This window comes from Arthrobacter tumbae (assembly GCF_016907495.1).
Taxonomy (GTDB): domain Bacteria; phylum Actinomycetota; class Actinomycetes; order Actinomycetales; family Micrococcaceae; genus Arthrobacter_D; species Arthrobacter_D tumbae.
On record NZ_JAFBCC010000001.1, the window covers coordinates 1,198,503 to 1,224,619 of the forward strand.

General features: G+C 65.4%; 24 protein-coding genes. 9 read left to right on the plus strand and 15 right to left on the minus strand.

Annotated features, from left to right (window positions below; genetic code table 11):
* Positions 1-67 precede the first annotated feature (67 nt).
* Entirely contained in the window at positions 68-649 is a 582-nt protein-coding gene (locus JOD47_RS05715) for a sigma-70 family RNA polymerase sigma factor (RefSeq protein ID WP_204532782.1), read from the minus strand.
* A 140-nt stretch (positions 650-789) separates the two neighbouring features.
* Positions 790-1,959, minus strand: a complete 1,170-nt coding sequence (locus JOD47_RS05720; protein ID WP_204532789.1) for a cation:proton antiporter — start codon at positions 1,957-1,959, stop codon at positions 790-792.
* A 315-nt stretch (positions 1,960-2,274) separates the two neighbouring features.
* On the opposite strand from JOD47_RS05720, the gene JOD47_RS05725 reads away from it, so the two are divergent.
* Both JOD47_RS05725 and JOD47_RS05730 read left to right on the plus strand, forming a co-directional pair.
* Positions 2,275-3,765 carry a glyceraldehyde-3-phosphate dehydrogenase gene (locus JOD47_RS05725; RefSeq protein WP_307836387.1) on the plus strand — a complete coding sequence of 497 codons (1,491 nt, stop codon included), beginning with the start codon at positions 2,275-2,277 and terminating at the stop codon, positions 3,763-3,765.
* Positions 3,766-3,981: 216 nt separating this feature from the next.
* The gene (locus JOD47_RS05730; protein WP_204532791.1) at positions 3,982-4,311 is read left to right on the plus strand and encodes a hypothetical protein; all 330 of its coding nucleotides are present in this window, start codon (positions 3,982-3,984) and stop codon (positions 4,309-4,311) included.
* 4 nt (positions 4,312-4,315) lie between these two features.
* On the opposite strand, the gene JOD47_RS17925 is transcribed toward JOD47_RS05730, so the two are convergent.
* From JOD47_RS17925 to malQ, 3 genes are all read right to left on the minus strand, one after another.
* Positions 4,316-4,426, minus strand: coding sequence for an MFS transporter small subunit (locus tag JOD47_RS17925; protein ID WP_443623159.1), 111 nt, complete (start codon positions 4,424-4,426; stop codon positions 4,316-4,318).
* A 1-nt stretch (position 4,427) separates the two neighbouring features.
* Positions 4,428-5,810, minus strand: coding sequence for an OFA family MFS transporter (locus JOD47_RS05735; RefSeq protein ID WP_204532793.1), 1,383 nt, complete (start codon positions 5,808-5,810; stop codon positions 4,428-4,430).
* A gap of 159 nt (positions 5,811-5,969) precedes the next feature.
* Positions 5,970-8,042, minus strand: a complete 2,073-nt coding sequence (gene malQ / locus JOD47_RS05740; protein WP_204532795.1) for a 4-alpha-glucanotransferase — start codon at positions 8,040-8,042, stop codon at positions 5,970-5,972.
* 128 nt (positions 8,043-8,170) lie between these two features.
* Between malQ and JOD47_RS05745 the strand changes: the two genes are divergently transcribed.
* The gene (locus JOD47_RS05745) at positions 8,171-10,093 is read left to right on the plus strand and encodes an acyl-CoA dehydrogenase family protein (protein WP_204532799.1); all 1,923 of its coding nucleotides are present in this window, start codon (positions 8,171-8,173) and stop codon (positions 10,091-10,093) included.
* A gap of 10 nt (positions 10,094-10,103) precedes the next feature.
* On the opposite strand, the gene JOD47_RS05750 is transcribed toward JOD47_RS05745, so the two are convergent.
* Positions 10,104-10,652 (minus strand): acyl-CoA thioesterase, encoded by a 549-nt coding sequence (locus tag JOD47_RS05750; protein WP_204532801.1) that lies wholly within the window; start codon positions 10,650-10,652, stop codon positions 10,104-10,106.
* Between the two features lie 144 nt (positions 10,653-10,796).
* Between JOD47_RS05750 and putP the strand changes: the two genes are divergently transcribed.
* Positions 10,797-12,296 carry a sodium/proline symporter PutP gene (putP, locus tag JOD47_RS05755; protein WP_204532803.1) on the plus strand — a complete coding sequence of 500 codons (1,500 nt, stop codon included), beginning with the start codon at positions 10,797-10,799 and terminating at the stop codon, positions 12,294-12,296.
* 109 nt (positions 12,297-12,405) lie between these two features.
* Here the strand turns inward: putP and JOD47_RS05760 are convergent, their stop codons facing one another.
* Positions 12,406-13,485: a DNA polymerase IV gene (locus JOD47_RS05760; protein WP_443623160.1), complete on the minus strand. Its 1,080-nt coding sequence runs from the start codon at positions 13,483-13,485 to the stop codon at positions 12,406-12,408.
* Between the two features lie 133 nt (positions 13,486-13,618).
* On the opposite strand from JOD47_RS05760, the gene JOD47_RS05765 reads away from it, so the two are divergent.
* Entirely contained in the window at positions 13,619-14,452 is an 834-nt protein-coding gene (locus tag JOD47_RS05765; RefSeq protein ID WP_204532805.1) for an aldo/keto reductase, read from the plus strand.
* A gap of 71 nt (positions 14,453-14,523) precedes the next feature.
* On the opposite strand, the gene JOD47_RS05770 is transcribed toward JOD47_RS05765, so the two are convergent.
* The gene (locus JOD47_RS05770) at positions 14,524-15,171 is read right to left on the minus strand and encodes a pyridoxine/pyridoxamine 5'-phosphate oxidase (protein WP_239548026.1); all 648 of its coding nucleotides are present in this window, start codon (positions 15,169-15,171) and stop codon (positions 14,524-14,526) included.
* A 68-nt stretch (positions 15,172-15,239) separates the two neighbouring features.
* Between JOD47_RS05770 and JOD47_RS05775 the strand changes: the two genes are divergently transcribed.
* On the plus strand, positions 15,240-16,037 hold the full coding sequence (locus tag JOD47_RS05775; RefSeq protein ID WP_204532807.1) for a phosphatase PAP2 family protein: 798 nt from the start codon (positions 15,240-15,242) through the stop codon (positions 16,035-16,037).
* Between the two features lies 1 nt (position 16,038).
* Here JOD47_RS05775 and JOD47_RS05780 read toward each other — a convergent pair whose 3' ends face one another.
* The 3 genes from JOD47_RS05780 to JOD47_RS05790 are packed head-to-tail and all read right to left on the minus strand — an operon-like array spanning position 16,039 to position 19,240.
* Entirely contained in the window at positions 16,039-17,820 is a 1,782-nt protein-coding gene (locus tag JOD47_RS05780) for a thiamine pyrophosphate-requiring protein (RefSeq protein ID WP_204532809.1), read from the minus strand.
* Positions 17,820-18,959, minus strand: coding sequence for a baeRF2 domain-containing protein (locus JOD47_RS05785; RefSeq protein ID WP_204532811.1), 1,140 nt, complete (start codon positions 18,957-18,959; stop codon positions 17,820-17,822). Before JOD47_RS05785 ends, JOD47_RS05780 begins: the two co-directional genes overlap by 1 nt.
* The gene (locus JOD47_RS05790) at positions 18,956-19,240 is read right to left on the minus strand and encodes a hypothetical protein (RefSeq protein WP_204532813.1); all 285 of its coding nucleotides are present in this window, start codon (positions 19,238-19,240) and stop codon (positions 18,956-18,958) included. The genes JOD47_RS05785 and JOD47_RS05790 overlap by 4 nt, the downstream gene beginning before the upstream one ends.
* Before the next feature lie 113 nt (positions 19,241-19,353).
* Between JOD47_RS05790 and JOD47_RS05795 the strand changes: the two genes are divergently transcribed.
* The 3 genes from JOD47_RS05795 to JOD47_RS05805 all read left to right on the plus strand — a co-directional run bounded on the left by JOD47_RS05795 (position 19,354) and on the right by JOD47_RS05805 (position 21,986).
* Positions 19,354-20,247: a phosphoribosyltransferase gene (locus JOD47_RS05795; RefSeq protein WP_204532825.1), complete on the plus strand. Its 894-nt coding sequence runs from the start codon at positions 19,354-19,356 to the stop codon at positions 20,245-20,247.
* A gap of 3 nt (positions 20,248-20,250) precedes the next feature.
* Positions 20,251-21,087, plus strand: a complete 837-nt coding sequence (locus JOD47_RS05800; RefSeq protein ID WP_307836208.1) for an MBL fold metallo-hydrolase — start codon at positions 20,251-20,253, stop codon at positions 21,085-21,087.
* Between the two features lie 254 nt (positions 21,088-21,341).
* The gene (locus JOD47_RS05805) at positions 21,342-21,986 is read left to right on the plus strand and encodes an alpha-ketoglutarate-dependent dioxygenase AlkB family protein (RefSeq protein ID WP_204532827.1); all 645 of its coding nucleotides are present in this window, start codon (positions 21,342-21,344) and stop codon (positions 21,984-21,986) included.
* An 85-nt stretch (positions 21,987-22,071) separates the two neighbouring features.
* Here the strand turns inward: JOD47_RS05805 and JOD47_RS05810 are convergent, their stop codons facing one another.
* The 4 genes from JOD47_RS05810 to JOD47_RS05825 form a co-directional block, all read right to left on the minus strand.
* Positions 22,072-22,593 carry a mycothiol transferase gene (locus JOD47_RS05810; RefSeq protein WP_204532828.1) on the minus strand — a complete coding sequence of 174 codons (522 nt, stop codon included), beginning with the start codon at positions 22,591-22,593 and terminating at the stop codon, positions 22,072-22,074.
* A gap of 268 nt (positions 22,594-22,861) precedes the next feature.
* Complete coding sequence (locus JOD47_RS05815) at positions 22,862-23,737, minus strand: sugar phosphate isomerase/epimerase family protein (protein ID WP_204532829.1); 876 nt, start codon at positions 23,735-23,737, stop codon at positions 22,862-22,864.
* Positions 23,734-24,948, minus strand: a complete 1,215-nt coding sequence (locus JOD47_RS05820) for a dihydrodipicolinate synthase family protein (RefSeq protein WP_204532830.1) — start codon at positions 24,946-24,948, stop codon at positions 23,734-23,736. The genes JOD47_RS05815 and JOD47_RS05820 overlap by 4 nt, the downstream gene beginning before the upstream one ends.
* The gene (locus tag JOD47_RS05825) at positions 24,945-26,081 is read right to left on the minus strand and encodes a Gfo/Idh/MocA family protein (protein ID WP_204536478.1); all 1,137 of its coding nucleotides are present in this window, start codon (positions 26,079-26,081) and stop codon (positions 24,945-24,947) included. Before JOD47_RS05825 ends, JOD47_RS05820 begins: the two co-directional genes overlap by 4 nt.
* Positions 26,082-26,117: the final 36 nt, after the last annotated feature.

Sequence of the window (26,117 nt, forward strand, 5' to 3'; positions counted from 1 at the left end):
AACGCTCGCTGCCCGTTTTGCCCATAGCTTGTACCGGGCCCAGCGGACCCGGTAGAGATCCATTGTGCTACCTCGAGCGCGCTCCGTAACCATCGGCTTCCATTGCGTTGCGCAGGCACACCAGGCCGGACTGGATACGGGACTTGGCCGTGGGAACTTTTACCTGCAGCGCTTCCGCGACTTCGGTGTAGGTGAGGCCGCCGTAGTAGGCGAGCCTGATCGCTTCAGCCTGCAGGTCGGTCAGAGAAGCGAGGCAGCGTTTCACGCTTTCGCTCATGAGCGTGTGATGAACCCGCTCATCCACGGGCTCCTGCACGAAGTACTCCTTCTGTGCGTACTGCCCATCCCGGATCACCGACCGCTGTTCGCTGCGCACACGGTCCACCGCGCGCCTGTGTGCAAGGGTGAAAATCCACGCCTCGGGGGAACCGAGATCGGCTTTGTAACGGTCAGCTGAAACCCAGAGCATCAGGAAGACTTCCTGCACCACTTCGGCAGAGATCGCGTGGTTACGCACAACACGCAGCACCAGTCCATGCACCCGCTTGGAAACCTGCTCATAGAGCCCGGCAAAAGCGCGCTGGTCACCCTCTGCCACACGGGACAGAAGATCGCTGAGCGTCTCTGTGCCTGGTCCTGCTTTGTGCATCGCTACCCCGTCTGTCGCGACGACGCCGTTTGAAACAACGCCGACCGTTCACCGCTGATGCCGCCGAGTACGAGCCGGCAACAGCGCATCACACTATGCCCCCGATCACACAGCCTAGCAAGACCGCGGATTGTCCGCCGCTACCCGGGTGTTGTACTCAGCTTCTTTGCAATGAGGACGTCCGTAGAGGAGTGCGCCAGAATCGACAGCACAATCGCAAGCGCGGCGAGGTGGAACACCTGATCGGCCAGCTCAATGCCGGATTGCAGGACCAGCAGCCCGTAGACCACTGACGCAAAGCCCTTCGGCCCGAACCACATGGCCGCGATGCGCTGCCCACGGGGGAGGTTGGTTCCGAGGAATGACGCCAGCAGCGCGAGCGGGCGGGCGACGACGAGCGCCAGCAGTGCGAACAGCCAGCCGGCGAACGGGATCTCCTGAAAGAGGAATGCCGGAGTGATCAGGGCGCCGAAGACCAGAATGGCAGCAAGTTTGAGCAGCTCAGTGACCAGCTCTCCGAACTGCTCAAACTCGTCGCGGAACTCCGGACGGACGGTAGCGATCGTGACTCCGGCGGCGAACGCTCCGAGGAACAGGTTGGCGTGGGTGGCCATGCAGATCGTCAGCACGAGAAGCCCGATGGATACGGTCAGCAGCGGCTCAAGGTGACGTTCTGCTCTCAGGAAGGGAAGCCGTTCCAAAGCCAGTACCAGCAGCGGAACCGCCACCCCGACGACGATGCCGAGCAGGATCTCCTCCGTCAGTTGCCATCCTCCGGCCTCCGTGCCGCCGGCCATGGCAAGCAGAACCAGGACAATGGGGAGGGCAAGTCCGTCGTTGATCCCCGACTCCACATTGAGCAGGTGCCGCAGGCGGCCGGGGACCTCCTTTCGCCCCACGATGGCGGAAGCAAACACCGGGTCTGTGGGTGCAAGCACGGCGCCCAGCAGGAACGACTCGAGCCACGGCAGTCCTGCGACGTAGTGGGCCAGAACTGCGGTGACCACAAGGGTGAGCGGTAGCCCAAGAACCAATGCCCGGCCGGGCAACCGCCAGGCAGCACGAAGATCAGTGAGACCGACCCGCATTCCGTCCGTGAACAGGACGGAAAAGAGCGCGAGCTCTGACAGGATGAGGACAACGGGATCGCCCGATTCCACCCTGATGACGCCGAGGACTCCCTGCCCGAGCAGGAACCCAGCCAGCAGGAAGAGCACGGCGGTGGAAATGACTGTGCGGCTCGCCCGTTCCGAAATGAGCACGCCCACCAGCAGTACGACGGCGAAGCTCAGTCCCAGCGCCGGATCCATCTAGCCGTCTTCCGAAGCCGGTTGGAACCCGGCGTGAGCTGAGCAGCCCGCCACCGCTCGGCCATGGACAGCGTCTCCAGGGGAATCAGCCATGGGCCCATTGTGCCAGCGATGACCGCGACGTGAGCAGGCTAACAGCCCATTCCGGCGGTGGCTGCCGTCCTGAGCGATATTCTAGAAAGAACCCTCGTTTTCCATTGTCCGTCCGACGTCGTTGTCATCGGCACCGTAGCGAAGGCCATTCCTGCCCAGCATCCCGGGCACTCGACGCTTTACCCCGCCGGCACAACCGGCAACAGAAAGGACCTGATCATCGTGGATCACAAACCTTCCGTCACCCGCGACACCTGGATGAGCCGGGAGGCACTCGCCGAAGGGATGATTCCCGTCATCGGCCGCCTCTACCGCGAGAACAATGTGGTGACCAGCATCCATGGCCGCAGCCTCATCAACAAGTCCACCATGGGCATCCTCAAGGCACACCGGTTCGCACGCCGCATGAGCAAGGAAGAGCTGCTCCTCGAAGAGACCGCACCCCTGCTGCGTGCCCTCGCCGACCTGGAGCTGGGAGCAGCGGCCATTGATGTCGCCCGTCTGGCCCAGAAATACAGGTTGAATCGGGAGGAGGGCGGCAGCGCCTCCCTGGAGGAATTCCTCCGGGAGGAATTGGCCGACGTCGTCGGTAAGCGCGGTGCCGACGCACGGACGAGCACCGACGTCGTTCTCTATGGTTTTGGCCGCATTGGCCGCCTGGTTGCCCGGCTGCTCATCGAGAAGGCGGGCGGTGGGCACGGACTGTGCCTGCGGGCGATCGTGGTGCGCAAGGGCGCCGAGAATGACCTCATGAAACGCGGAAGCCTGTTGCGCCGGGACTCGGTGCATGGCTCGTTCGAGGGCAGCATCCAGGTGGATGAGGAAACCAACACCATCACGGCCAACGGTGTGCGGATTCAGGTCATCTACTCGAATGACCCGTCCACCATCGACTACACCGCCTACGGCATTTCCAACGCGCTGGTCGTTGACAATACCGGCCGCTGGCGTGACGAGGAGGGCCTCAGCCAGCACCTGCAGAGCAAGGGTGTTGCGAAAGTCCTGCTGACAGCACCGGGCAAGGGCGGCCTGAAGAACATCGTCCACGGCATCAACCACACTGACATTGCAGCCGGGGACACCATCGTCACTGCGGCGTCCTGCACCACCAACGCCATCACCCCCGTACTCAAGGCGATCAACGATGAGTTCGGCGTGGTGCACGGGCATGTGGAGACGGTCCACTCCTTCACCAATGACCAGAACCTGATCGACAACTTCCACAAGGGCGACCGCCGGGGCCGTTCCGCTGCCCTGAACATGGTCATCACCGAGACGGGCGCGGCCAAGGCCGTGGCCAAGGCGCTGCCCGAACTGGAGGGCAAGCTCACGGGCAGCTCCATCCGCGTGCCCACCCCGGACGTGTCGATCGCGATCCTGAACCTGTCGCTTGAGCACGAGACCACCAAGGACAGCGTCAACGATTACCTCCGCGAGATGTCGCTGCACTCCGACCTGCGCAAGCAGTTGGACTACATTGACTCCCCCGACGTCGTCTCCACGGACTTCGTCGGCTCACGCCGCTCCGGCACGGTCGACGGCCTCGCCACCATCTGCAATGACAAGAACTTGGTCCTATACGTCTGGTACGACAACGAGTTCGGCTACAGCTGCCAGGTGGTCCGCGTCATGGAGGAGATGGCCGGAGTCCACCCGCCGTCGTTCCCCGCGAAGGAAGCCATTCCGACGGCGGAGCTTGCCTCCAGCGTTTAGTCTCCACGCGCTGACGCGCACGTAGAAGCGCCGGTGCGTCGTCTGACCGCGCAGAAGCGCCGGTGCGTGGCACGATCGTGGGGATGTCCCCACGACCCTGCCGCACACCGGCGCTTTTGTGATTGTGGGGCCTCCGCCTGCCGCACTCCTCGACCGCGGCGGCGTCGCCGTCCTAGGGTGGAAGTCCAAGCACCCGAACGGAATGGAGACCCACCGGTGAATGACCTCAGTGAAGTTCGAGAAGGTATGGACGTCATCAACGCCGAGGGCAGGAAGATCGGCACGGTGAAGAGCGTCAAGATGGGCGACCCGCAGGCAGTTACCCCCGAAGGCCAGACGCAGGAGCAGGGCGGGATCGTCAACTTCCTCGCCGGCGCCTTCAGTACCGAGGAGGTGGACGAGGAACGCGCTCAGCGACTCCTTCGCCTCGGATACGTCCACGTGGACGGCACCGGAATCGGCAACAACTTCTATGAGGCCGCCGACGCCGTCGAAAGAATCGACGACGACGGCGTGCACCTCAGTTCCAGCGCAGCTAGCCGGTGAGCAGCTAGCCGGTAAAGAGCGCGGCCACCCGGGTGAGGGTGGTGAAGATCCCGTAGGCCAGGGGCACTGCAACCAGCGCCCACACAACAGTCAGTCGAGCCTTGCTGATTTCCATCTCATGCCTCCATTGCGGGTTCGGCGGTCTTCTTGGCTTCGTGGAATCGTGAGTCCACGGAGTTGATCATCAGGTTCGCGATGAATCCGACGATCAGCAGGCCAACCATAGTCAGCAGGGCCGGCTGATAGTCGGCTGCGACAAGCTCCCCGGGCGTGCCCCGCGCATCGAGGAACCCGTTCACGATCAGCGGTCCGGCAATACCCGCGGCTGACCAGGCAGTCAGAAGGCGGCCATGGATTGCGCCCACCTCGAACGTACCGAACAGGTCGCGAAGATACGCCGGAACCGTCGCGAACCCGCCGCCGTAGAAGGAAATGATCACGAACGCGAGCAGCACGTAGAGCACAGTGGTCGAGGAGCCGGCCAGCGCAAGCACCGTGTAGAGAATTGCGCCGACGCCCAGATAGACCATGTAGATGCGCTTGCGGCCGATGTGGTCGGACAGCGTCGACCATCCGAAGCGGCCCGCCATGTTGCCGATGGACAACAGGCCGACGAAGCCGCCCGCTACAGCCGCGGACACGGCGCTGACGCCGTCTGCCTGGCGGAAGAAGTCCTGGATCATCGGTGCGGCCTGCTCAAGAATGCCGATTCCTGCGGTCACGTTGCAGAACAGCGCGATCCAGATCAGCCAGAACTGCTTGGTGCGGATGGCGTTCTTCGCGGAAACGTTATCGCTGGTGACGAGCGCCTTCGATTTCATGGTGGACGGGTCGTAGCCGTCCGGCCGCCAATCGGCAGCGGGAACCTTGATGGTGAAGGCTCCGAAGACCATGTAGATGAGGTAGATCACCGCGAGGGTGACAAACAGCATGCCCACCGCTTCACCGCTGGCTACCCAGCCCTCCGTACCCGAATTCGGGTCGAACATCCGCAGAAGCTGAGTGGACAGCGGGCTCGCGATCAGCGCACCGCCGCCGAAGCCCATGATCGCCATTCCGGTAGCCAGTCCCGGCCGGTCGGGGAACCATTTGATCAGCGTGGAGACAGGCGAGATGTAGCCGATACCCAGCCCGATGCCGCCAATCACACCATACCCGAGGTACACCAGCCAGAGCTGGTTGGTGAAGATCCCGAGCGCTCCGACGAGGAACCCGCTGACCCAGAACATAGCCGAGGTGAACATGGCCTTGCGCGGGCCGTTGCGGTCCACCCACGTGCCCATCACCGCGGCGGACAGGCCGAGCATCACGATCGCGATGGAGAAGATCAGACCAATTTCGGTGAGACTCGCATCGAAATGCTCGACGAGTGCCGTCTTGTAAACGCTGGTGGCGTAAGCCTGGCCGATGCACAGGTGCACAGCGAGTGCCGCGGGCGGGATCAGCCAGCGGTTGAATCCGGGTGGAGCAATTGTGTGTTCCCTATCGAGCCAGCTCATGAAGTGAATGCCTCTCCCTCTACGTGTGGACGCCGTCGTCCGCTTGGCCCCCACCATGGAATATTGTGCATTACGTCACATATTGCCTGAGGCAAACATCGTCGGCGTGCGGTGAACGGTCGTTCCAGTGCGGTAAGCGGTAGAATCGGTTCAAATGGTTCACCTCTGAAGAGCACGAACCAGCTCATCGAACCGCGCCAGCCCCGGCAAGTCCTCAACGAGCACGACGCCGTCCGGCCCCGCCAGCGGAACCTGCCAGTTGGGATACTGCTCGGATGTGGTCCCCGGCTGATTCTGCGTGCGTTCCTCGCCTACCGCGTCGGTCAGTGCAACCCCGAGCAGCACCGACGGGGTCTGCGCGATGAAGGTGTGCATTGTCTCAACTGTCTCCTGCACGGTGGCGGGTGTGGCTCCGGTGGTGGTGCGAACGCGGGAGAGCACCCGCTCCTGAGCCTGGCGATCCGCAGCCTTCTCTTCCTCCACAGGCCTGCCCAGCAGTCCAAGTTGCTCTCGCAGTTCAACGTGCCGGCCTGCGAGGTAACCCGCGCTTGGCGGCAGGTCATGGGTGGTGACCGTGGTGAGGCACGCAGTCCGGTACTGCTCCGCAGGGCGCGGCTCCTCGTCGTCGTACTCAAACCACAGGATGGAGGTGCCGAGCACACCGCGCTCGGCCAGGTACTCCTGCACACCCGGCTCGAAGACGCCCAGGTCCTCACCGACGACGACGGCACCCGCACGCTCAGCCTCGAGCGCGAGGATGCCGATAAGCGCCTCGTGGTCGTAGTACACGTAAGCGCCGTCGCCGGGCATCGAACCCTGCGGGATCCACCACAGGCGGAACAGGCCGAGGATGTGGTCGATCCGGATGCCGCCGGCGTGCCGGAGGATGGTGCGCAGCATATCGCGGTATGCGGCGTAGCCGGACTCGGCGAGCCGTTCCGGGTGCCAGGGCGGCTGCGCCCAGTCCTGGCCCTGCTGGTTGAACATGTCCGGCGGGGCGCCGACGCTGATGCCGGACGCCAATACGCCACTCAGGGTCCACGCGTCAGCACCGGCCGGGTGAACGCCCACCGCGAGATCATGCATAATGCCAAGGTTCATGCCGGCATCCGTGGCGGCTCGCTGGACAGCTTCAAGTTGTTCGTCGCACAGCCACTGCAGCCAGGCGTGGAAGTCGATACGGCTCGCCAGCTCAGCGTGCTGCGCTTCAAGGAATTCCGGGTCGCTCCACTCGGCAGCGCCCTCGGGGAGCGTTTCCGCAAGCGCGGACCACAGGGCAAAGTTCTCCAGCCCTGGCCCGGCTTCGGAGCGGAATCGCCGGAACGCGTCCTCCCGCTCCGGCTGCCGCGGGACCGCGAAGACGAGTTCGAGTGCCTGCAGCTTGGCGGCGTAGCTGGGATCCCGGTCAATGACGTCCACGTTCTCGTTGGCGGCCCGGAACGCTGCCGCCAGGTCGCGGACGGTGTCTGCCTGCGCCGCCGGCAGATTCCCGAACTCGACGACGTTCTCCACGCGCAGGTAGATGGGATTGAAGAACCGGCGCGTGGTCGGCAGGTAGGGGGATGCCTCGACCGGCGGTTTGGGCTGCGCTGCATGGAGCGGGTTGATCAGCACAAAACCGGCGCCTTTACCCGCCGAGATCTCAGCTAACCGCGCAAGGTCAGCGAGATCCCCGATGCCCCACGACGACCGCGACCGCACCGAATACAGCTGAGCCATCAGCCCCCACGTGCGGCTCAGGCGGTCTGCGGTGGTGAGCTTCCGCGGCGTCACGACGAGCGCGCAACGAGTTTCAGTCGATCCGTTAGTCACCACAAGGGTGTGCCAGCCGAGCGGGAGGTCGAGCGGGACCTCGACCGTGAACCGGCTGACGCTCTTTCCGTCCACGTCCCGCTTCTGTGCGAACCCCACCGGCACCGGACGCTCGGTCCCGTCTTCCAGCACAATCCGGATGGAGGGCAGGGAGCCTGCCGGCACAGTGACCGGCACGGTTGTGGGGTCACCGTCCCGAACGACGACGGCGGGAGGCAGCGTACGCAGCCACGGCGCACGTTCGGCTGCGCGGAGGGAGGCAGCGACGTCGTCGTCTGTTGAGCAGGGCACCCCAAGCGCGGTGAGGACCGCAACCAGCGTTTCATCGCCTACCGTCTGAGGCGTGCCGTCCCAGCCCTTGAAAGTGATTCCGACGCGGTGCTGCTCGGCGAGTTGCTGGAGCGGTGTGAGCTGGGCCATCCTCCTAATCTATTGGCTCGCTCCCGGTTGTGGTTACAGACGGCGCCCCCTGCCCGTCCCTACCGGGGAGTAGCATTTACCCATGGCCGGGTTCCGGCTGGCGGAGCCTACCGTTGAAGGGGGCTGCCATGAGCGCCGAAGCACTTCAGGAGAACGTCAACGAGCGCACCTCCCGGGAGGTGGCGGAGTCCGCCCGGGAAACGGAATGGAACCGGCCCAGCTTCGCGAAAGGCCTCTATCTGGGCCGCTGCGACATCTCTCTCATTCACCCGCACCCCTCCTCCACACACGCCGGCGACGACGACGGCGAGGAGTTCCTTGCGCGGCTCACCTCGCTTCTGGCCGCCATGGACGGTCAGTTGATCGAGCGGGACTCGCTGATCCCGGACGAGTACCTTCGGGACCTCGCCGAACTGGGCGTCTTCGGCATCAAGATCCCCCGGGAATTCGGCGGCCTGGGCCTGTCGCTGACCTACTACGGGCGGGCACTGATGCTGCTCACCTCTGTCCACCCCAGCCTGGGAGCGCTGGTCTCCGCGCACCAGTCCATCGGAGTGCCTGAACCCGTGCGCATGTTCGGCACCCCCGAGCAGAAACAGGAGTACCTTCCCCGCTGCGCGTCCGGTGCCATCTCGGCCTTCCTGCTGACCGAGCCGGATGTCGGGTCCGACCCCGCCCGCATGAACGCCACCGCAACCCGCAACGACGACGACGGCATCTACGTTCTCAACGGCAGCAAACTCTGGACCACCAATGGTGTGATTGCCGAGCTGATCGTGGTGATGGCGACGGTGCCTCCGCACAGCGGCGGTCGGGGCGGCATCTCCGCCTTCGTCGTGGAGGCGGACGCTCCGGGGATCACGGTGACGCACCGGAATGCCTTCATGGGCCTGCGCGGAATCGAGAACGGTGTCACCCGGTTCGAGAACGTCCGGATCCCGATCGCCAACCGGTTGGGCAAGGAAGGCCAGGGGCTCAAGATTGCCCTCACCACCCTGAACACCGGGCGGCTCTCCATCCCCGCAAACTGCGCGGCCGCGGGCAAGTGGTCGCTGAAGATCGCACGTGAATGGTCAGGCGCACGCGTCCAGTGGGGTCGGCCGATCGGCAGGCACGAGGCCGTCGCACAGAAGATTTCCTTCATTGCCGCGACCGCATTCGCCCTCGAGTCCGTCTTTGAACTCTCCGCCGCTCTTGCTGATTCCGGGCAGAAGGATGTTCGCATCGAAGCTGCCCTGGCCAAGCTGTGGTCCAGCGAAATGGCCTACCGGATCGCCGATGAACTGATGCAGATCCGCGGCGGCAGGGGGTATGAGAGCGCGGCCTCCCTCAAAGCCCGCGGAGAACGCGCAGTTCCGGTGGAACAGCAGCTGCGGGATCTCCGAATCAACCGGATCTTCGAGGGCTCCTCGGAAATCATGCACCTGCTCATCGCCCGTGAGGCAGTCGATGCCCACCTTGCAGCGGCAGGCGACCTCGCGTCGTCGGACGCTGACCTTCTAGCGAAGGCAAAGGCGGCTGCAGGCGCCAGCAGCTTCTACGCCGGGTGGCTTCCGCACCTTCTCGCCGGTCCGGGCCTGTCGCCGCGCTCCTACTCCGATTTCGGGCGGCTTGCCGGGCATGTGCGCTACGTGGAGCGGGCATCCCGGCGCCTTGCCCGCCATACCTTCCTCGGCATGGCCCGCTGGCAGGCGAAGCTCGAGCACCGGCAAGTGTTCCTCGGGCGGATTGTCGACATCGGAGCGGAATTGTTTGCGATGGCGGCCACGTGCTCCCATGCCAAACACCTTGAGGGGCAGGGCCGGCGGGAGGCAGGCGAGCTCGCGGAGGTCTTCTGCCGGCAGTCACGGCTGCGGATCGAGCAGCTTTTCAGCGACCTGTGGAAAAACACTGACAGCGCGGACACGCGCCTCGCGGGGAGCGTTCTCGACGGGCGGCATACCTGGCTTGAGGAGGGCGTTCTCGACCAGTCGGAAGGGACAGGTCCATGGATCGCCGATCATCCGGAGGGCTCATCCGGTGGCGAGAATCTGCACCGAAAGTACCGCTGAGTACCGCTGACTACCTGACCCAGTCGTGGGTAGCAGGACGCCGCGTGCTGGGAAGCGCGGTATTGACGCGCCACTCATGAACCCACTCCGGGAGCACCATGTCCGCGGGCGGATACCCCATCGCTTCGAAGATTTCGGCATTCGATACCGGCCCGGCTGAGCTGAGCAGGCGGGTGGCGATGTAGGCACGTGCGTAGATCTCGCCGCCGTGCACCATGCGCTGCTCAAAATAGATGGCCCGCTCATCGAAACCCAGAATCCGTGTCTCGATGGTGTAGCGCTGGCCAAGCTGGAGCGACTTCCGGAACGTGATCGTCTCGGCGTTGACCACCGGCGTCCAGCCCTTCCGGCGCATGAGCTTCCAGATGCCGCTGCGGATCATAAGGTCAAACCTGCCCAGGTCCATCAGGGACAGGTACATGCCGTTGTTGACGTGCATCGCAATGTCGATGTCCGTGAGCTGAACCCGTTGTGGCAGGGAGGCTGAATCCCAGATGCTTACCTTCGCCCGGCGGCGTGACGCAAAGAGAAGCCAGAGGGTGCGCAATAGCAGGTGCATTGTCCTATATTACCCACCGGTAACAACTCTTTTCAGCATCGAAATCGCAGTGAACCAGGTCACCTTATTAGCCAAACTGGGTGTCGCCTTGGAATAGTGGGCGGCTGCACTCAGCCAGTTCCAAGAATTCTGTGAAAGGAACCCATGACTGACCAGACCTTCCAATACCTCGCCATGGCGCTCTACATGGCCGCCATGCTGGGAATCGGCTGGTACGCGTACCGGAAAACGTCCGATCTCGATGATTACATGCTCGCCGGCCGCGGACTCAAGCCCGGAGTGGCCGCGCTCAGCGCGGGAGCCTCCGACATGTCGGGGTGGCTGTTGCTCGGACTGCCCGGCGCCATCTACCTGTCCGGCCTGATTGAGGTCTGGATCGCCATTGGCCTGACCATCGGAGCCTGGCTGAACTGGAAGTTCGTGGCTCCCCGCTTGCGGAGCTACACCGAGGTATCCAACAACTCGATCACTGTGCCGAGCTTCCTGGAAAACCGGCTCAAGGACCGCTCACGGGTTCTGCGCGTGGTGTCCGGCATCATCATCCTGGTGTTCTTTACGTTCTACGTATCCTCGGGCATGGTTGCAGGCGGCGTGTTCTTCGAGTCCTCCTTCAACTCCAGCTACACGCTCGGCATGATCCTCGTTGCTGCAGTCACCATCTCCTACACCCTGTTCGGCGGTTTCATGGGCGCCACCTTCACTGACGTGGCGCAGGGAATTCTCATGTTGATCGCGCTGATCGTCGTTCCGATCATCGGGTTTGTTCAGGTTGGCGGGTTCACCGGAATGACCGACTCCATCCGCGCCGTCGATCCGTCGATGCTCGAGTTCGTAGCGGGCGGGTCAATCCTCGCTATCATCTCCGCCGCAGCGTGGGGGCTTGGCTACTTCGGCCAGCCGCACATCATCGTTCGCTTCATGGCCCTGCGTTCCCCGCAGGACGCCACGGCCGGCCGTCGCATCGGCATCAGCTGGATGATCCTGACCGTCATCGGTGCCGTCAGCACCGCGCTGGTGGGCATCGCCTACTTCGAGCAGAACCCGCAGCTGACGCTCGAGGATCCGGAGGCCGTGTTCCTCGCGCTGTCGCAGGCGTTCTTCCACCCCTTTGTTGCAGGTATCGTCCTTGCGGCCGTCCTCGCAGCGATCATGAGCACCATCTCCTCGCAGCTCGTGGTGTGCTCCTCCGCACTGGTTGAGGACCTCTACAACATGGTCTCCAAGCGGAACCTTACCGCCAAGCAGGGCGTCGTCCTCGGCCGTCTCGGCGTGCTGGTGGTCGCGATCGTCGCGATCGTCCTGGCGTCAGGCCGCAACGAATCCATCCTCGCGCTGGTTGCCTTCGCCTGGGCAGGCTTCGGCGCGTCTTTCGGACCCACCGTGCTGCTCTCGCTGTTCTGGAGGAAGCTGACCATGCCGGGCGCACTGTCCGGGATGATCGTGGGTGCTGTCGTCGTCTTCGCCTGGGGCAACTCCCCGCTGGCGGCCACGATGTACGAGATCGTGCCGGCGTTCTTCGCCAACCTCATCGTCGCCGTCGTCGTCAGCCGGATGACCTGGAAGCCGAACGCGGAGATCGAAGCCGAGTTCGACGCTGCAGTCCGCGGCGTTTCCGAACGCAAGGAACCGGTCACGGTTTCCTAGTTCCCTTCGATCGATCGCATGACCAGTGGCTCCCCGGTTGCCTCCGCTTCCGGGGAGCCGCTGCTTTTCCGGGAGCAGGATCCGCTTTCAGCGCACGACGACGGCGCACTCACCACCCGCTGCGCGTCGGCGTGTGTCCCTTTCGGGCTTCATCCGGCATGGACATGCCGGCCCGGAAACCGAGAAGCCGGATCGGCCGGTCAGGCTCGATCTTGCCGACGAGGTCGAACGCGCCGGCAAGAATGAGCTCGCGGTCGAACGTTTCCGGGATCCGTTTGGCGTACGTCTTGGTGAAGAACGGCGCGTACCGCACCTTGAGGGTCACGCCGATCACCGGCCGGCCCTCAGCGATGACGTCCTCAAGAACGCGGGCCACCAATTCCCGCACGGCCTCTTCCACCTGCGCCGGCTCGGTCAGATCCTGCTGGTAGGTCGTTTCCCTGCTGTGTCCGCGGGCAACCCATGGGGTGTCATCAACCACGCGCTCGCCGTCCCCGCGTCCCAGCTGGGCGTACCAGGGGCCCATCTTGGGACCGAACTCCGGAACAAGGTCGCCTGGATCGGAGGCGGCGAGTTCAGCAACGGTCGTGATGTTGAGCGTCGCCAGGCGGCGGGAAACCTTGGGTCCCACGCCCCACAGGTCGATGCTGGGACGGCTGCCCATCACGTCCAGCCAGTTCTCCGCTGTGAGGCGGAAGACGCCGGCGGGCTTGGCGAATCCGGTGGCAACCTTGGCCCGCACCAGCGTGTCTCCGACGCCGACACTGCAGTGCAGCTGCGAAGCGTCCAGGACCGCCTGCTGCGCACGGCGGGCGTAGGCCTCGGGGTCATCAGTTGTCACCCCGACGAAGGCTTCGTCCCACCCCAACACCTGAACGATGGCATCCGGTTGAGCCCGCAACGCCGCCATCACGGTGTCGGAAGCGGCGAGATAGGTCTCGGAGTCGACCGGCAGGATCACGGCATCCGGAACTTTCCGGGCGGCGATGCGCAGGGGCATACCGGACCCCACTCCGAACGCACGGGCTTCGTAGGACGCGGTGGAGACCACCGCGCGCTCGGTGGGATCGCCGCGGCCACCCACGATCACCGGTTTGCCCGCCAGCTCGGGCCTTCGCAGCACCTCGACAGCGGCGATGAACTGGTCCAGATCGACGTGCAGCACCCAGGGGATGTGGCCTTGACTCACGGTCCCAGTCTGCCCCGAGGTTCCTTCCTGCACCACCGTTTCTTCCGGCCACAATCCGTCGCCGGATTGACGCACCACCGTCCCAGCTAGAAAGCTGGGAAGAAGTTGCACACCCGAACGATACGAGGAGAACATGACTGACGCGGCGGCACCAACCATAGAGCTTCTCAGCGGTGCGTCCATTCCGGTGCTCGGTTTGGGCACCTGGCCGCTTGACGATGACGAGGCGGCTACCGCCGTCGAGCATGCAGTATCCGTCGGGTACCGCCTCTTCGACACCGCGGAGAACTACGGCAACGAGGCCGGCGTCGGGGAAGGAATCCGGCGGTCGGGGATCGAGCGGGATCAGGTCTTCATCACCACCAAGTTCAACAAGCAGTGGCACGGCGTCGACGGCGTCCGGAAAGCCTTCGAGCAAAGCGCGGCCCGGCTGGGCGTCGATTACATCGACCTGCTGCTGGTGCACTGGCCCAATCCTGAGCAGGACCGCTACGTGGACGCGGTCAAAGGACTCGCCGGGTTGCGGGAGGAAGGCCTCATCCGGGCCTTCGGCGTCTCCAACTTCAAGCCTGCCCACCTGGAGCGGGTCCTCGACGCGGGTCTGGTTCCGGACGTCAACCAGATTCAGCTCGACCCCCGCCACACGCGACCGGATTCACGGCATTTTCACTCCAAGCATGGAATCGTGACCGAGTCGTGGAGCCCGCTCGGCAAGGGCAGCGACCTGCTGCAGAGTACGGCCGTGGATCAGCTCGCAGACAAGTACGGGATGACTCCGGCACAGATTGTCCTGCGCTGGCACGTTCAGCTGGGGCTGGTGGCCATCCCCAAATCGGCGAACCCGCTGCGCATCAAGCAGAACATCAACCTGTTCGGGTTCGAGCTCACCCAGGACGAAGTCGAGTTCCTGTCTGCGCTGGACACAGGTGACGGGGACATCGCCGACTCCGACTCCTTCGGGCACTAGCCCCAACCCGAGAGTTTTGTGCACCTCCGGTGACTTCCGCGGCGGCGGAGTCATCGGAGGTGCACAAAACTTCAGGGCCAGAGGACCTCACGCCGCCAACCCTCGCCGCTGCGCACGTACAGGAGTCGGGTGTGGCGCCGCTCTGCGTCCGCCTGCCAAAATTCCACCCGCTCAGGCGCCACCGTGTAGACGGTCCACGTAGCGGACCCCTTGTCCTCAATTCCTGCCAGCTCACGTTCGACGGCGGCGCTCACCGAATCTGACTGCCGAACCGTTTCGCTTTGCTGCCCGGCGAGCACCAGCGCACGTGCGGTGGGATGACGACGGCGGAAGTCGGCGTCGTTTTCTTCTGCCGTTCCGGGCGTCACGGCACCGCTGACGCGCACCTGCCGGCCAACCGCCTGCCAAAAAAAGGTCAGGGCAGCATTCGGTGTGTCCTGCAGCTGCCGACCCTTGGGGCTGTCACTGCTGGTGGCGAAGGAGAATCCGCGATGGTCGAGGTCCTTGAGGATGACGACTCGGGCGGCAGGGTGGCCGTCGTCGTCGGTCGTTGAGAGGGTGACCGCGTGCGGAGCGGGAACGCCGTCGTCGATCGCTGCGCTCAGCCAGTCAGTGAACAGGTCCAGGGGGGAATCGGGTGCGGCAGCCGTGTCGAACAGGGCCATGTCTTCGGGGAAGACGGGCAGTCCGCGGAGCAGGTTCTGGACGGGTGTATGCATGATGGCCAGCCTACGCCCGGCGCTCGCGCGGCCAAGCGGAGTCCGGGTCGCGTTGCTAACCTCGAAGGATGTCATTCCAGGACCCGGAGAACGAAGACCATCACGTCGGTACCCGCGATCTGACCCGGTGGACTACCCCGGTCGGCCGGTTCCTGGTCACGTGCGTCCGGGCAGTGGCGCAGTGGATCGGACCGCGCTGGGCGCTCCTGCTGCTGCTCGCGGTAGGCATCGGGGCTGCTGTATCGCTTACGGTCGCGTCCGCGGAGGTCTACGAAGCAGTGTCGGATGAAGACGGGATTGCTGCCCTCGATCAACCCGCCCTCGATGCCGCGCTCACCATGCGATCGCCATGGCTGAACGACGCAATCACGGCTTACACGCATATCGGTGGCCCAATCGGCATGCCGATTCTCGCCCTCGGCGCAACACTTGCCCTCGTTGTGGCGCGGCGATCATACACGCCGCTGATCCTCACGGTCATAGCAGCCGGAGGCTCCCTGCTGATGACGGTCCTGAGCAAGGACGCTATCGGGCGGTTGCGGCCCGACCGTGAGTTCGCGGTGCCGCCGTACGAGATCTCGGCGTCGTTCCCGAGCGGACATACACTGAATGCCGTTGTCGTCTCGGGGATCCTGGCGTACCTTCTGGTGCTGCGTCAGCATTCGAAGCGCGTGCGTGCCCTCACCGTCACCGTTGCCATCCTCTTCGCTTTCACGATGGGCCTCTCACGTGTGTACCTCGGGCATCACTGGGTCACCGATGTCGCGGTGGCCTGGACGCTGGGGCTGGCGTGGCTGGCCCTTGTCATCACGGCGCACCGACTGTTGCTCACGTTCCGGAATTACCGGCGGAAGCGACGGGCGTAGCTCAATCCTGAGTATGTGCCTCTGCCTCCAGCCGCACATACTCGCGAAGCAGCTCCAGGGCGTGGGTGTTCCCCTCGGCTTTCAGGGCCTCCTCCATCGACTCGGCCAGCTTCCGGCCGGCGGGGAAGGGCGGAAGCAACGGCACATCGGCGTCCGTGCGGATATCCAGCACATAGGGTCGGTCGCCGGCGAGCGCGCGGTCCCACGCCGGCCCGACGTCATCGGCTGAGTCCACCCGTTCCCCGTCCAGGCCCAGCAGCTTCGCGTACCCCGAATAGTCCACGTCAGGCAGTTGCTGGCTGTCCTCGAAGCGCGGTTCCGACTCGGTTTCTCGTTGCTCCCAGCTGACTTCGGCCAGGTCGAGGTTGTTGAGAATGCAGATCGCGAACACCGGGTTCGTCCAGGACTTCCAGAGCCGGCTGACGGTGATGAGCTCGGCCATCCCGGTCATCTGGAAGCCGCCGTCGCCCGTGAGGACCACCAGCGGCCGGTCCGGCGCCGCAAGCTTCGCGGCGAGACCGTAGGGAAGGCCGCAGCCCATGCTCGCGAGCGTGCTCGAGAGGTGCGCCGGCACATCCGGCGGCAGGTGCAGCTGCCGGGCGTACCAGTAGACGCAACTGCCGACGTCGACCGCCACTTGCGCGTTCTCCGGGAGCCGTCCGTTCAGCTCGCGGACAGCGCGTTCGGGGTTCACCGGATCGGCAGCCGTCAGTGCGCGGGCCTCGCTCAGACTCCGCCAGACGTCGACATGACGTTCAACGTCGGCACGCCACCCGAGGCGCTCGTGGACACGCGGCAGAAGCGCCCGGAGTGACTCGGCGGCATCTCCCGTCACCGCCACCTCCACCGGGTAGCGATTCCCGATGGCCTTGGCGTCGCTGTCGATCTGCACCGCGCGGGCGGCCCCCGGCGGCGGGTAGAACTCGGTCCAGGGATCGTTGGATCCGATGATCAGCAGGGTGTCGCAGTGCGCCATGGCCCACCCGCTGGCGCTCGTTCCCAAATGGCCCATGGTCCCGGCCGCCCAGGGCATGGCCTCGTCCACGTACGGTTTGCCGAGCAGGCTGGTGACGACGGCGGCGCCCAGCTTCTCCGCGAGCGCAGCCACCTCTGCCTGCGCACCCCGCGCGCCCTGCCCGACCAGCAGCGCAAGCTTCGATCCGGCATTGAGGAGGGCGGCGGCGTCGTGCACGTCCTGCTCCTGCGGGATCACCGTCCCACGGCTCCAGAGCGGGGCGGAGGGAATGACTCCGTGCTCGTGTTCCAGCTCAGGCGCGGGCTCCTGCTGCACGTCGTGGGGCAGGATGACGACGGCGGGTGACCGGGTTGCGAGGGCCGCCTTGAAGGCCCGGTCAATCACCATGGGCGCCTGGTCCGGGCTGTTGACCTGCTGCCGAAACCCGGATGCGACGTCCTTGAACAGGCTCTGCAGGTCGATCTCCTGCTGGTAGGCCGAGCCCAGTACGGTCTGGCTCTGCTGCCCCACCAACGCGACCACGGGCACGCTGTCCATCCGTGCGTCATACAGGCCGTTGAGCAGGTGCACGGCTCCCGGCCCCTGCGTGGAGAGCACAACGCCTACCCGGCCGGTGTACTTGGCATGGCCAACCGCCATGAAGGCGGCGTTCTCCTCGTGGCGGGCCTGGATAAACGCCGGCGACCCGGCACGCCGGAGCGCGCCGAGCACCGGGTTGATCCCGTCACCGCTGTAACCGAACACGCGGTCGACGCCCCACGCCGTCAACCGCTCAACAATGCCGTCAGCTACCAGCCGGTCCCCCATCAGCCGGCTGTCGGTACCGTTGGCCCGACGGGCCAGCGCAGCAGCGCTGCCACAGGTCCGCCGTCGAGAGCGCCGGAAGGGAACAGCGCCACTTCGGCGTCAGTCAGTACCGCAGCACGCAACAACGACGACGGCGCCGGCACCTCCCCCAGCACAGGCGCACCTGCGGTTTCCCCGTCGATCTCGGCGGTCCAGGGCTCCGACCCCAGGGCCAGCAGCCGGTGGCCGTTGAGGCCCTGGCTTTCAAGAAAGAGCGTGTCCACCTGTGCCTGCTGCAGCGCGTGCACCACAGAGCCGATCCCCTCGGTTGACTCAGGGTTGGCGCGTCCCTTCTGGTTATTGAGCCGTTCGAGCAGTTGTGCCTGCCGGCGGGCGATGCATTCGGCTACCCGCTTGTTGATTTCCTGTGCATACGCTTCCTTGTCCGCTCCCTCTGTACGGCTGTGGCTTTCGACGACGGTAAGGACGTCCTTGGACTGCTCGCTCAGCTGTTCGGCCACGAGGTTCCGGGCACGAATGTCACCGGCGACTACCAGCAGCCGCGCGCGGCTGCTGCGGACGACCTTGTCGATCTCGCCGGCGATGTCCGAGGCGTTCGCCTTCCAGATGTTCTCGGTGCGGTGCTGGTAGCGGCCCTGCGACCAGCCGCCGCTCGGGACCTTTTTGAGGTTCTCCGTATCTCCCTCGATGTGCGTCATGTCGTCATCCTGCAGGCCGTTCGCGCGGCGCAGGTGGATCTCACCGCCGTCGCGGCCCACTTCAGCCACAACGTAGGCGAAGTCGTCCGGACGGTGCCACAGCAGCGGGCACAGGTTCGGCGCCCCGTTCACCGACGTGAACTCCGGCAGGGCGAGGGGCCCGGGCAGGAACTCATCCAGTTCCACCGAACCGTTCGCCACCACGATCAGACGCGCCACCGGGTCCGGCAGGCCCATCGCCGACTGGCGGAGCGCCTCCGCGACGGCCTTGCGGTCATCCTTGGTGGCGCCCGCTTCCTCGAGTGCCTTGGCGATATTGTCAGGCCGGACGTCGTCGGCGTGGAGCGAATCGACAGTACCGGTGCTCGCATTCGTATAGATGGTCACCCAGGGTCCGGGCTTCCGATAGACATCTGCAAGCGTGTGCAGGGTGCTGGTCACTGCGCCTCCTCATTGTCATCGCTGACTTCGTCCTCGATCGTTTCAGTGAGCGGGCCGTCGTCCGCCATGTCGCCCGTCTGCCCCGGTTCGGCAGCCGGCTCGTAGACCGGTTGGTCACCGGTGTCGCCGGTGTCGCCGGTGCTGCCGCCGTCGTCGATTGTCTCGGACTCGCGCCACTCCTCCGCGCGAGTCACGCGGCCACCCTGTATCAGCCCCTGAGCCTCGTGTTTCAACTGATCATCCTGGATGGACCCGTGGGTGGTGTTTCCCCGCTCTGCCATGACGTACCTCTTTCTCGTTGTTCGGTTTCGTCTGACCCGTGAATGCTAAGGTTACTTACGGTCTATCATCCTCTGCCTTCGAATAAAAGACCCTCCGGTTGACCAGGGAAAAGATGCATCTCAAGCACAATGAACCCGCACGTTACGCGGACCGCGAAGACGCCGGCTGGCAGCTTGCGGCCGCCCTACGGCCTGTTCTGAACGATGTCGAACCGCTAGTGCTCGGCCTTCCGCGGGGTGGGGTCCCGGTTGCGGGGGTGGTGGCGGAAGCGCTCGGCGCACCCTTGGACGTCGTCATGGTGCGCAAGGTCGGCGTTCCTGAGTTTCCTGAATTGGCGATGGGAGCGGTGGCCTCGATCGGCGGCACCCTTGAAACCGTCCGCAACGCGAAGGTGCTCGCCGATGTCAGGAATGCAGACGCGGCCTTCGCCCGGGTTGCCGAGCGTGAGCAGGAGGAACTCGCGCGCCGCGAACTCCTCTACCGCGAGGGGCTGGCCCCGCTGGCGGTAGCCGGAGCAACGGTGGTGGTCATTGACGACGGCGTTGCCACCGGTGCCACGATGCTCGCGGCCGTTGCGGCGCTCCGGGCAGCGGGAGCCGGCCGGATCGTTGCGGCCGCGCCGGTCTTCCTTGCGTCCGCCGCTGAGACGGTCCATGGGTCGGTTGACGAATTGGTGAACCCCTGGTCGGCCACCGACCTACCTGCGGTCGGCAGCGCCTACCGCAGCTTCGAGCAGGTCCCCGACGCGGAGGTTCGGCGGTTGTTGCAGAACGCACGCGGGCGTAGTTTGGGGACCATGACCGATTATTCAGAGCTTCCCGAGTCCTACCGCGCCTACCTCGCAGGTCTCGATGACAGTACGGCCGCCGCCGTTCTGCCCGTCTTCAAGCAGGCCGTGGCCGGTGGGGAGCACGGTGTCCTGATCACCACCAACCTCGGTCCCGACACACAGGCCGAGGTCTCTGGCGAGGTACCCTTCGGCGAGGTCCGCGAGACAGTCAGGTAGCCGGTGTCCTCCGACGACGACGGCGCCGGGCTGACCTCCAGCGGACCGCTCACCCGCTACCGGCTCGCCCCCAATGCCGGGCCGATGAGCCTCGACGGCACCAACTCCTATGTTCTTTCCGCCCCGGATTCGCGGGGAGTGGTCGTGGTTGATCCCGGCCCACTCGACGAGGCCCACCTTGCCGCGCTGCAGTCTGCGGGACCGGTGGAGCTGGTGCTCATCACCCACCATCACCGGGATCACACGGAGGCCAGCACCCGCTTTCATGAGATGACCGGGGCACCGGTTCGCGCCTTCGACCCTGCCTACTGCCACGGCGGAAACTCACTCGCCGACGGTGAGGTCCTTTCCGCCGCCGGGGTGCGGATCAACGTCCTCGCTACGCCCGGACACACCGCTGATTCGGTGTGCTTCCACCTGCCCGACGACGGGCCCAACGGCTCCGTCCTCACGGGAGACACCATCCTCGGCCGTGGTACCACCGTGCTGAGCTACCCCGACGGGACGCTCAGTGACTACCTCCGGTCCCTCGAGACACTCGAGTCCCTCGGAGACGCCGCAATGCTGCCGGCGCACGGACCGACGCACCCGAACCTCGGGGACATTGTCCGCGCCTACCGCACGCACCGCCTGGAGCGGCTTGACCAGGTGCGCGCTGCGCTCCTGACGCTTGGCCTCTCAGTTGAGAGGGCCGACGTCGGCTCCGTCACCGACCGGGTGTACGCCGGGGTTGATCCTTCGGTGCGCCGCGCAGCGGAGCATTCGGTCGCGGCGCAGCTGCACTATCTGCGTGAGGAGCGTTCCTTCCACGGAACCGTTGCCCAGCCGCACGCGCCGTAGCTTCCGCGCCCTGGCGGGACGTCGACGGATCCGCTGTACGGCGATGTGCGCTAGCGCGAGTTGATCCAGAAGGCCATTCCCGACGCATCAGTCGCCGTGCAGACCGGTCCATACGGCGAATCCTGCGGTTCGGAAGCCACCGTGCCACCGAGCTCTCGGACGCGGGCGGCGGCGTCGTCGGTGTTCTCCGGGCATGTCGGTCGAAGCGAGCGTATCCCCGACCGCTCGGACACACAATGGAAGAGAATGTTCCCATGGCCACTCTCTTGCCGCGTGATCCCGCCGTCGTCGCTCCCGGTGCCGTGCACATTCCGGACTGGCTGGATTTCGACCGCCAGCGGGAACTCATCGCTGCATGCCGCGAGTGGGCCGGCGGGCCGGTGCCCATGCGGCACACCCGGATGCCCAACGGGTCCCGGATGTCGGTGCAGACAGTGTGCCTCGGTTGGCACTGGGTGCCCTACCGCTATACCAAAACAGCCGACGACGCCGGCGGTGGGCAGGTCGCCGAGTTCCCTTCGTGGCTCGCTGAGTTGGGGAGGGACGCCGTCGAAGCCGCTTACGGAGAACGCGACGAGTCCTATGAACCCGACGCCGCGCTGATCAACTTCTACGACGCCGCAGCCAAGATGGGCATGCACCAGGACAAGGAGGAGAAGTCCCTTGAACCCGTGGTGTCCCTGAGCATCGGAGACAGTTGCGTGTTCCGGTTCGGGAACACCGAGAACCGGAGCAAGCCGTGGACCGACGTGCGGCTGGAGTCGGGGGACCTGTTTGTCTTCGGCGGGGAGTCGCGGCTGGCGTACCACGGGGTGATGAAGACGTTTCCGGGAACAGCCGATCCAGCACTGGGACTGGACGGCCGGCTCAACATCACGCTGCGGGTGACGGGGCTCTGAGGTCGGCTGGCTCCAGAATCGCCGGTTGAGGGCAGGAACGCCGCTTCGAACCGGCGACCCTGCGCCTACTCGGCGTCTTTGAGGATCACACCAGCAGCCCGCGCAGGTAGGCAGCCTGACCCGCGTGCTGCAGGCAGTCCTCGATGACGCTGACCAACCGGACACGCAGGGTGACCGGCGGGTCCCAGGACGAGTCGATGATGCGGTCCAGATCCGTCTCACTGAGATTCTCGACGAACTCCATGCTGCGAACGTGTACTGCCCGGTGGTACTCGACGAGCATCCCGGCGGAGTCGACGCGGACCTTTTCCACGTCGTCGGGCGTGTGGCCGTAGCCGGTGTCATCCCGCGGCAGGTCGAGACCAAATTTCTCGGCCCAGCCCTCGGTGAGCCACAGTTCATCGCGGTCGGCGGCGTCGGCCAGGTGGTTGTCCTGTACCCGGGTGAGATGCCAGACCAGCCAGGCGACACTGTTTCCGGGAGCGCCTGAACCGTCGGCAAGCACCGGCCGGTAGGCGAGTTGTCCGGCGTCGAGGCCGTCCACCGCCCGGGACACCGCGTCGGGGATTCGCCCGAAGGCCTCAACAAGCACGTCGCTTCCACTCATGCGCCCAGCCTAGTCCCCCGAGGTTTCCGGGCCCGAGGCTACGGTTGCGAGGTTTCCGGGTGCGAAACTCCGGGCGCGAGGGACGAGCGGCTCGGAACCCGCGCGACAAGTGAGCTACCCGGACACAAGCGGGAGCAATCCGGACACAAGCGGGAGCAGAGTGGAGATTGGTGAGCAGTATTTCCCTCACCGATCTCCAGGTTGCTCACCGCAGCGCCGAAGCGACACCCGCAGCGCCGAAGAAACGCGCGCAAGACCGGAGCGCAGCCTAGAGGTGCGGCTCCACGAGGGTTTCGTAGCGGGCCTTGACCGTCGCCAGCACCTCGGCGGCCGGTGAATCCCAGATCTCCCGGTTGAAGATTTCCACCTCGACCGGGCCTACGTAGCCGGTCGCGGCAACCCAGCGCGTGATCGTTTCGAAGTCGATGTAGCCGTCACCCATGTACCCGCGGGAGAGCAGCGCATCAGCGGCGATCGGCAGGTTCCAGTCACACACCTGGTAGGACGCAAGACGCCCCTCCGCCCCGGCACGCTGAATCGAGGATTCGAGCGCCGGATCCCACCACACATGGAAGGTATCCACGACCACGCCGACGGTTTCCGCAGGGAACGGCGCCGCCATGTCCAGCGCCTGGCCCAGCGTCGAGAGCACGGCCCGGTCCGCCGCGTACATGGGGTGCAGCGGCTCAAGGACGAGGCGCACGTTGTGCTCTTCAGCCACCGGCACCAGCTCGGCAATGCGGTCGGCGACGCGCTGGCGGGCAGCGGCGACGTCCTTCGCGCCCGGCGCGGAAGGATCGACGGCGGTTCCACCGCTGAGCGCACCGGCGGCGGGCAATCCACCCACCACCATGATCAGCTCGCGGGTGCCCAGCGTTGCCGCTTCGACAATCGCCTGGGTGTTGTCGGCAAGGGCGGCTGCCTGGCCCGCTTCATCGGCTGCGGTCAGGAACCCGCCGCGGCACAGGCTCGAAACCGTCAGGCCGGCTTCAGAAACGAGCCGCACAGCCTTGTCCAGGCCGGTCTCGGCCACGCGGTCACGCCAGAGCCCGATATGCGACAGCCCGGCCTCCGATGTCAGCGCAACCGCCTCCGCCAGGGTGATGTTCTTCGTGGTCGCTGTGTTCAGCGAGAGGCGGCTCACGCGCCCACCCCGTAGCTGGCAAGCAGCCACTCGAAGCGGTGGGCGGCGACATCCGGGTCAACGAGCAGCCCGGCCTTGTCGGCAAGACGGAACGTGTCGGCCAGGTGAAGCGCCGAACGGCCGGAGTGCAGGCCGCCCACCATCTGGAACCCGGGCTGGTGCCCGTTGACCCAGGACAGGAAGGCAATGCCGGTCTTGTAGTAGAACGTCGGCGCACTGAAGATGTGCTTTCCGAGATCCCGGGTGGAGTCAAGGATGGCCCGCCCGCGGTCCGTATCGCCGTCGTCGTACGCCTGCAGGGCTGCCGACGCGGCAGGGTAGATCGCCGCGAAGATGCCCAGCAGCGCATCCGAGTAGTGCGTGCCGTCGCCGTGGATGAGCTCCGGATAGTTGAAGTCATCGCCGGTGTAGAGCCGGACGCTCTCCGGAAGCACTGCACGCAGGGCGGTCTCGTGGGCGGCGTCGAGCAGGGACACCTTCACGCCGTCCACCTTCTCCGGCTGCGCGCGGATGAGGTCGAGGAAGATGTCGGTCGCTGCTGTTACGTCGTTGCTGCCCCAGTAGCCGTCAAGCGCAGGGTCAAACATGGTACCGAGCCAGTGCAGAATGACCGGTTCGTCAGCCTCGGCCAGCAGGATCCCGTAGACGTACTGGTAGTCCGCAGGGCTCTGGGCAACAGCGGCGAGTGCGCGGGAAGCCATGAGGATGACCTTCGCGCCGGCGTCGGACACCACCTTGATCTGCTCCCGGTAGGCCTCGACGACGGCGTTCAGGCCGGCGCGCCCGGACGGCAGGTCCGCGATGGAGAGCTGGTCGGTGCCGGCACCGCAGGCAAGCAGGTCCCGGACTGTTTTGCCGCGCGTCGCGTCAGCATTCGAACCGACGACGGCGGCTGCCTCGGCACCGGAGCGGCGGATCAGTTCCTGCGTGGCCGGCCAGTCCAGACCCATGCCCCGCTGGGCGGTGTCCATGGCATCGGCGACGCCGAGTCCGTAGGACCACAGCTCCCGGCGGTAGGCGAGCGTGGTGTCCCAGTCGAGGACGGCGGGGGCACCTGGAGTGTTGTCCGCCGTGACCTCTGGGATCACGTGCGCGGCGGCGTAGGCGTGCCGGGCGGTGAGCGGCGCCGTCGGCCTGGCCCATTCCCGGGCGGGCGCAAGTTCGTAACGCTCAAGCGAGCCGGCCGCGGTGGGGAGGTAGAGCGAGGTCATAGCGTGATCTCCGGGATGTCGAACGTACGGCGCTCGGCCGAGGACTGCAGGCCAAGCTCGGCGAGCTGGACGCCGCGCGCTGCGGAGAGCAGCCCGAAACGGTGCTCGCGGCCGGCGGAAACGTCGCGGAGGAACTCTTCCCACTGCAGCTTGAAGCCGTTGTCCAGTTCGGCGTTGGCGGGCACTTCCTGCCACTGGTCGCGGAACGACTCCGTGACGGGCAGGTCCGGGTTCCAGACCGGCTTGGGGGTGTGCGCACGCTGCTGGGCAACGCACTTGTTCAGCCCGGCGACGGCTGAGCCGTGCGTTCCGTCGATCTGGAACTCGACGAGCTCGTCGCGGTAGACGCGCACGGCCCAGGAGGAGTTGATCTGCGCCAATACGTGGTCGCCACTGGGTGTCTCCAGTTCGAAGATGCCATAAGCGGCGTCGTCGGCCGTTGCCTTGTATTCCTTGCCCTGCTCATCCCAGCGGGCGGGGATGTGGGTGACGGTGTTGGCGTTGACGGTTTTGACCTTGCCGATGATGCCCTCGAGCACGTAGTTCCAGTGGCAGAACATGTCAGTGGTCATGCCGCCGCCGTCTTCCTTGCGATAGTTCCACGAGGGGCGCTGGGCCGCCTGGTGGTCGCCCTCGAACACCCAGTAGCCGAACTCTCCGCGCAGCGAGAGGATGCGGCCGAAGAAGCCTTCATCGACGAGCCGGCGCAGCTTCACCAGGCCCGGCAGGTACAGCTTGTCGTGGACAACACCGGCGGTGACCCCGGCTTCCTGCGCAATGCGGGCAAGCTCCACGGCCTCGGCGAGGGTCTCGGCCGTGGGCTTCTCCGTGTAGATGTGCTTGCCGGCGGCCATGGCCTTCTTGAGGGTTTCCGCGCGCAGCGAGGTCATGGAGGCATCGAAGACGACGTCGACGGTGGGGTCGGCGATGATCCCGTCCAGGTCCGTGGTCCAGTGCTCAACCTTGTGCTGCTGTGCCAGGTCGCGGATTTTCGCTTCGTTGCGTCCTACGAGGATGGGCTCAACCTGCACTTTTGAGCCGTCGGCGAGGGTGACGCCCCCCTGGTCGCGGATCGGCAGGATGGAGCGCAGCAGGTGCTGCCGGTAGCCCATCCGGCCGGTGATGCCATTCATCGCGATGCGGATGGTCTTGGTCTCAGTCACGTTTAC

Bases quoted from the DNA above. Each gene is read 5' to 3' on its own strand.
- putP (WP_204532803.1), top strand. From the start codon at position 10,797: ATGACTGACCAGACCTTCCAATACCTCGCCATGGCGCTCTACATGGCC.
- JOD47_RS05795 (WP_204532825.1), top strand. From the start codon at position 19,354: ATGCATCTCAAGCACAATGAACCCGCACGTTACGCGGACCGCGAAGAC.
- JOD47_RS17925 (WP_443623159.1), bottom strand. From the start codon at position 4,426: ATGGAAATCAGCAAGGCTCGACTGACTGTTGTGTGGGCGCTGGTTGCA.
- JOD47_RS05820 (WP_204532830.1), bottom strand. From the start codon at position 24,948: ATGACCTCGCTCTACCTCCCCACCGCGGCCGGCTCGCTTGAGCGTTAC.
- JOD47_RS05780 (WP_204532809.1), bottom strand. From the start codon at position 17,820: ATGGGGGACCGGCTGGTAGCTGACGGCATTGTTGAGCGGTTGACGGCG.
- malQ (WP_204532795.1), bottom strand. From the start codon at position 8,042: ATGGCCCAGCTCACACCGCTCCAGCAACTCGCCGAGCAGCACCGCGTC.
- JOD47_RS05735 (WP_204532793.1), bottom strand. From the start codon at position 5,810: ATGAGCTGGCTCGATAGGGAACACACAATTGCTCCACCCGGATTCAAC.
- JOD47_RS05810 (WP_204532828.1), bottom strand. From the start codon at position 22,593: ATGAGTGGAAGCGACGTGCTTGTTGAGGCCTTCGGGCGAATCCCCGAC.
- JOD47_RS05770 (WP_239548026.1), bottom strand. From the start codon at position 15,171: ATGCATACACCCGTCCAGAACCTGCTCCGCGGACTGCCCGTCTTCCCC.
- JOD47_RS05750 (WP_204532801.1), bottom strand. From the start codon at position 10,652: ATGCACCTGCTATTGCGCACCCTCTGGCTTCTCTTTGCGTCACGCCGC.
- JOD47_RS05805 (WP_204532827.1), top strand. From the start codon at position 21,342: ATGGCCACTCTCTTGCCGCGTGATCCCGCCGTCGTCGCTCCCGGTGCC.
- JOD47_RS05715 (WP_204532782.1), bottom strand. From the start codon at position 649: ATGCACAAAGCAGGACCAGGCACAGAGACGCTCAGCGATCTTCTGTCC.
- JOD47_RS05790 (WP_204532813.1), bottom strand. From the start codon at position 19,240: ATGGCAGAGCGGGGAAACACCACCCACGGGTCCATCCAGGATGATCAG.
- JOD47_RS05775 (WP_204532807.1), top strand. From the start codon at position 15,240: ATGTCATTCCAGGACCCGGAGAACGAAGACCATCACGTCGGTACCCGC.
- JOD47_RS05745 (WP_204532799.1), top strand. From the start codon at position 8,171: ATGAGCGCCGAAGCACTTCAGGAGAACGTCAACGAGCGCACCTCCCGG.
- JOD47_RS05765 (WP_204532805.1), top strand. From the start codon at position 13,619: ATGACTGACGCGGCGGCACCAACCATAGAGCTTCTCAGCGGTGCGTCC.
- JOD47_RS05720 (WP_204532789.1), bottom strand. From the start codon at position 1,959: ATGGATCCGGCGCTGGGACTGAGCTTCGCCGTCGTACTGCTGGTGGGC.
- JOD47_RS05825 (WP_204536478.1), bottom strand. From the start codon at position 26,081: ATGAATGGCATCACCGGCCGGATGGGCTACCGGCAGCACCTGCTGCGC.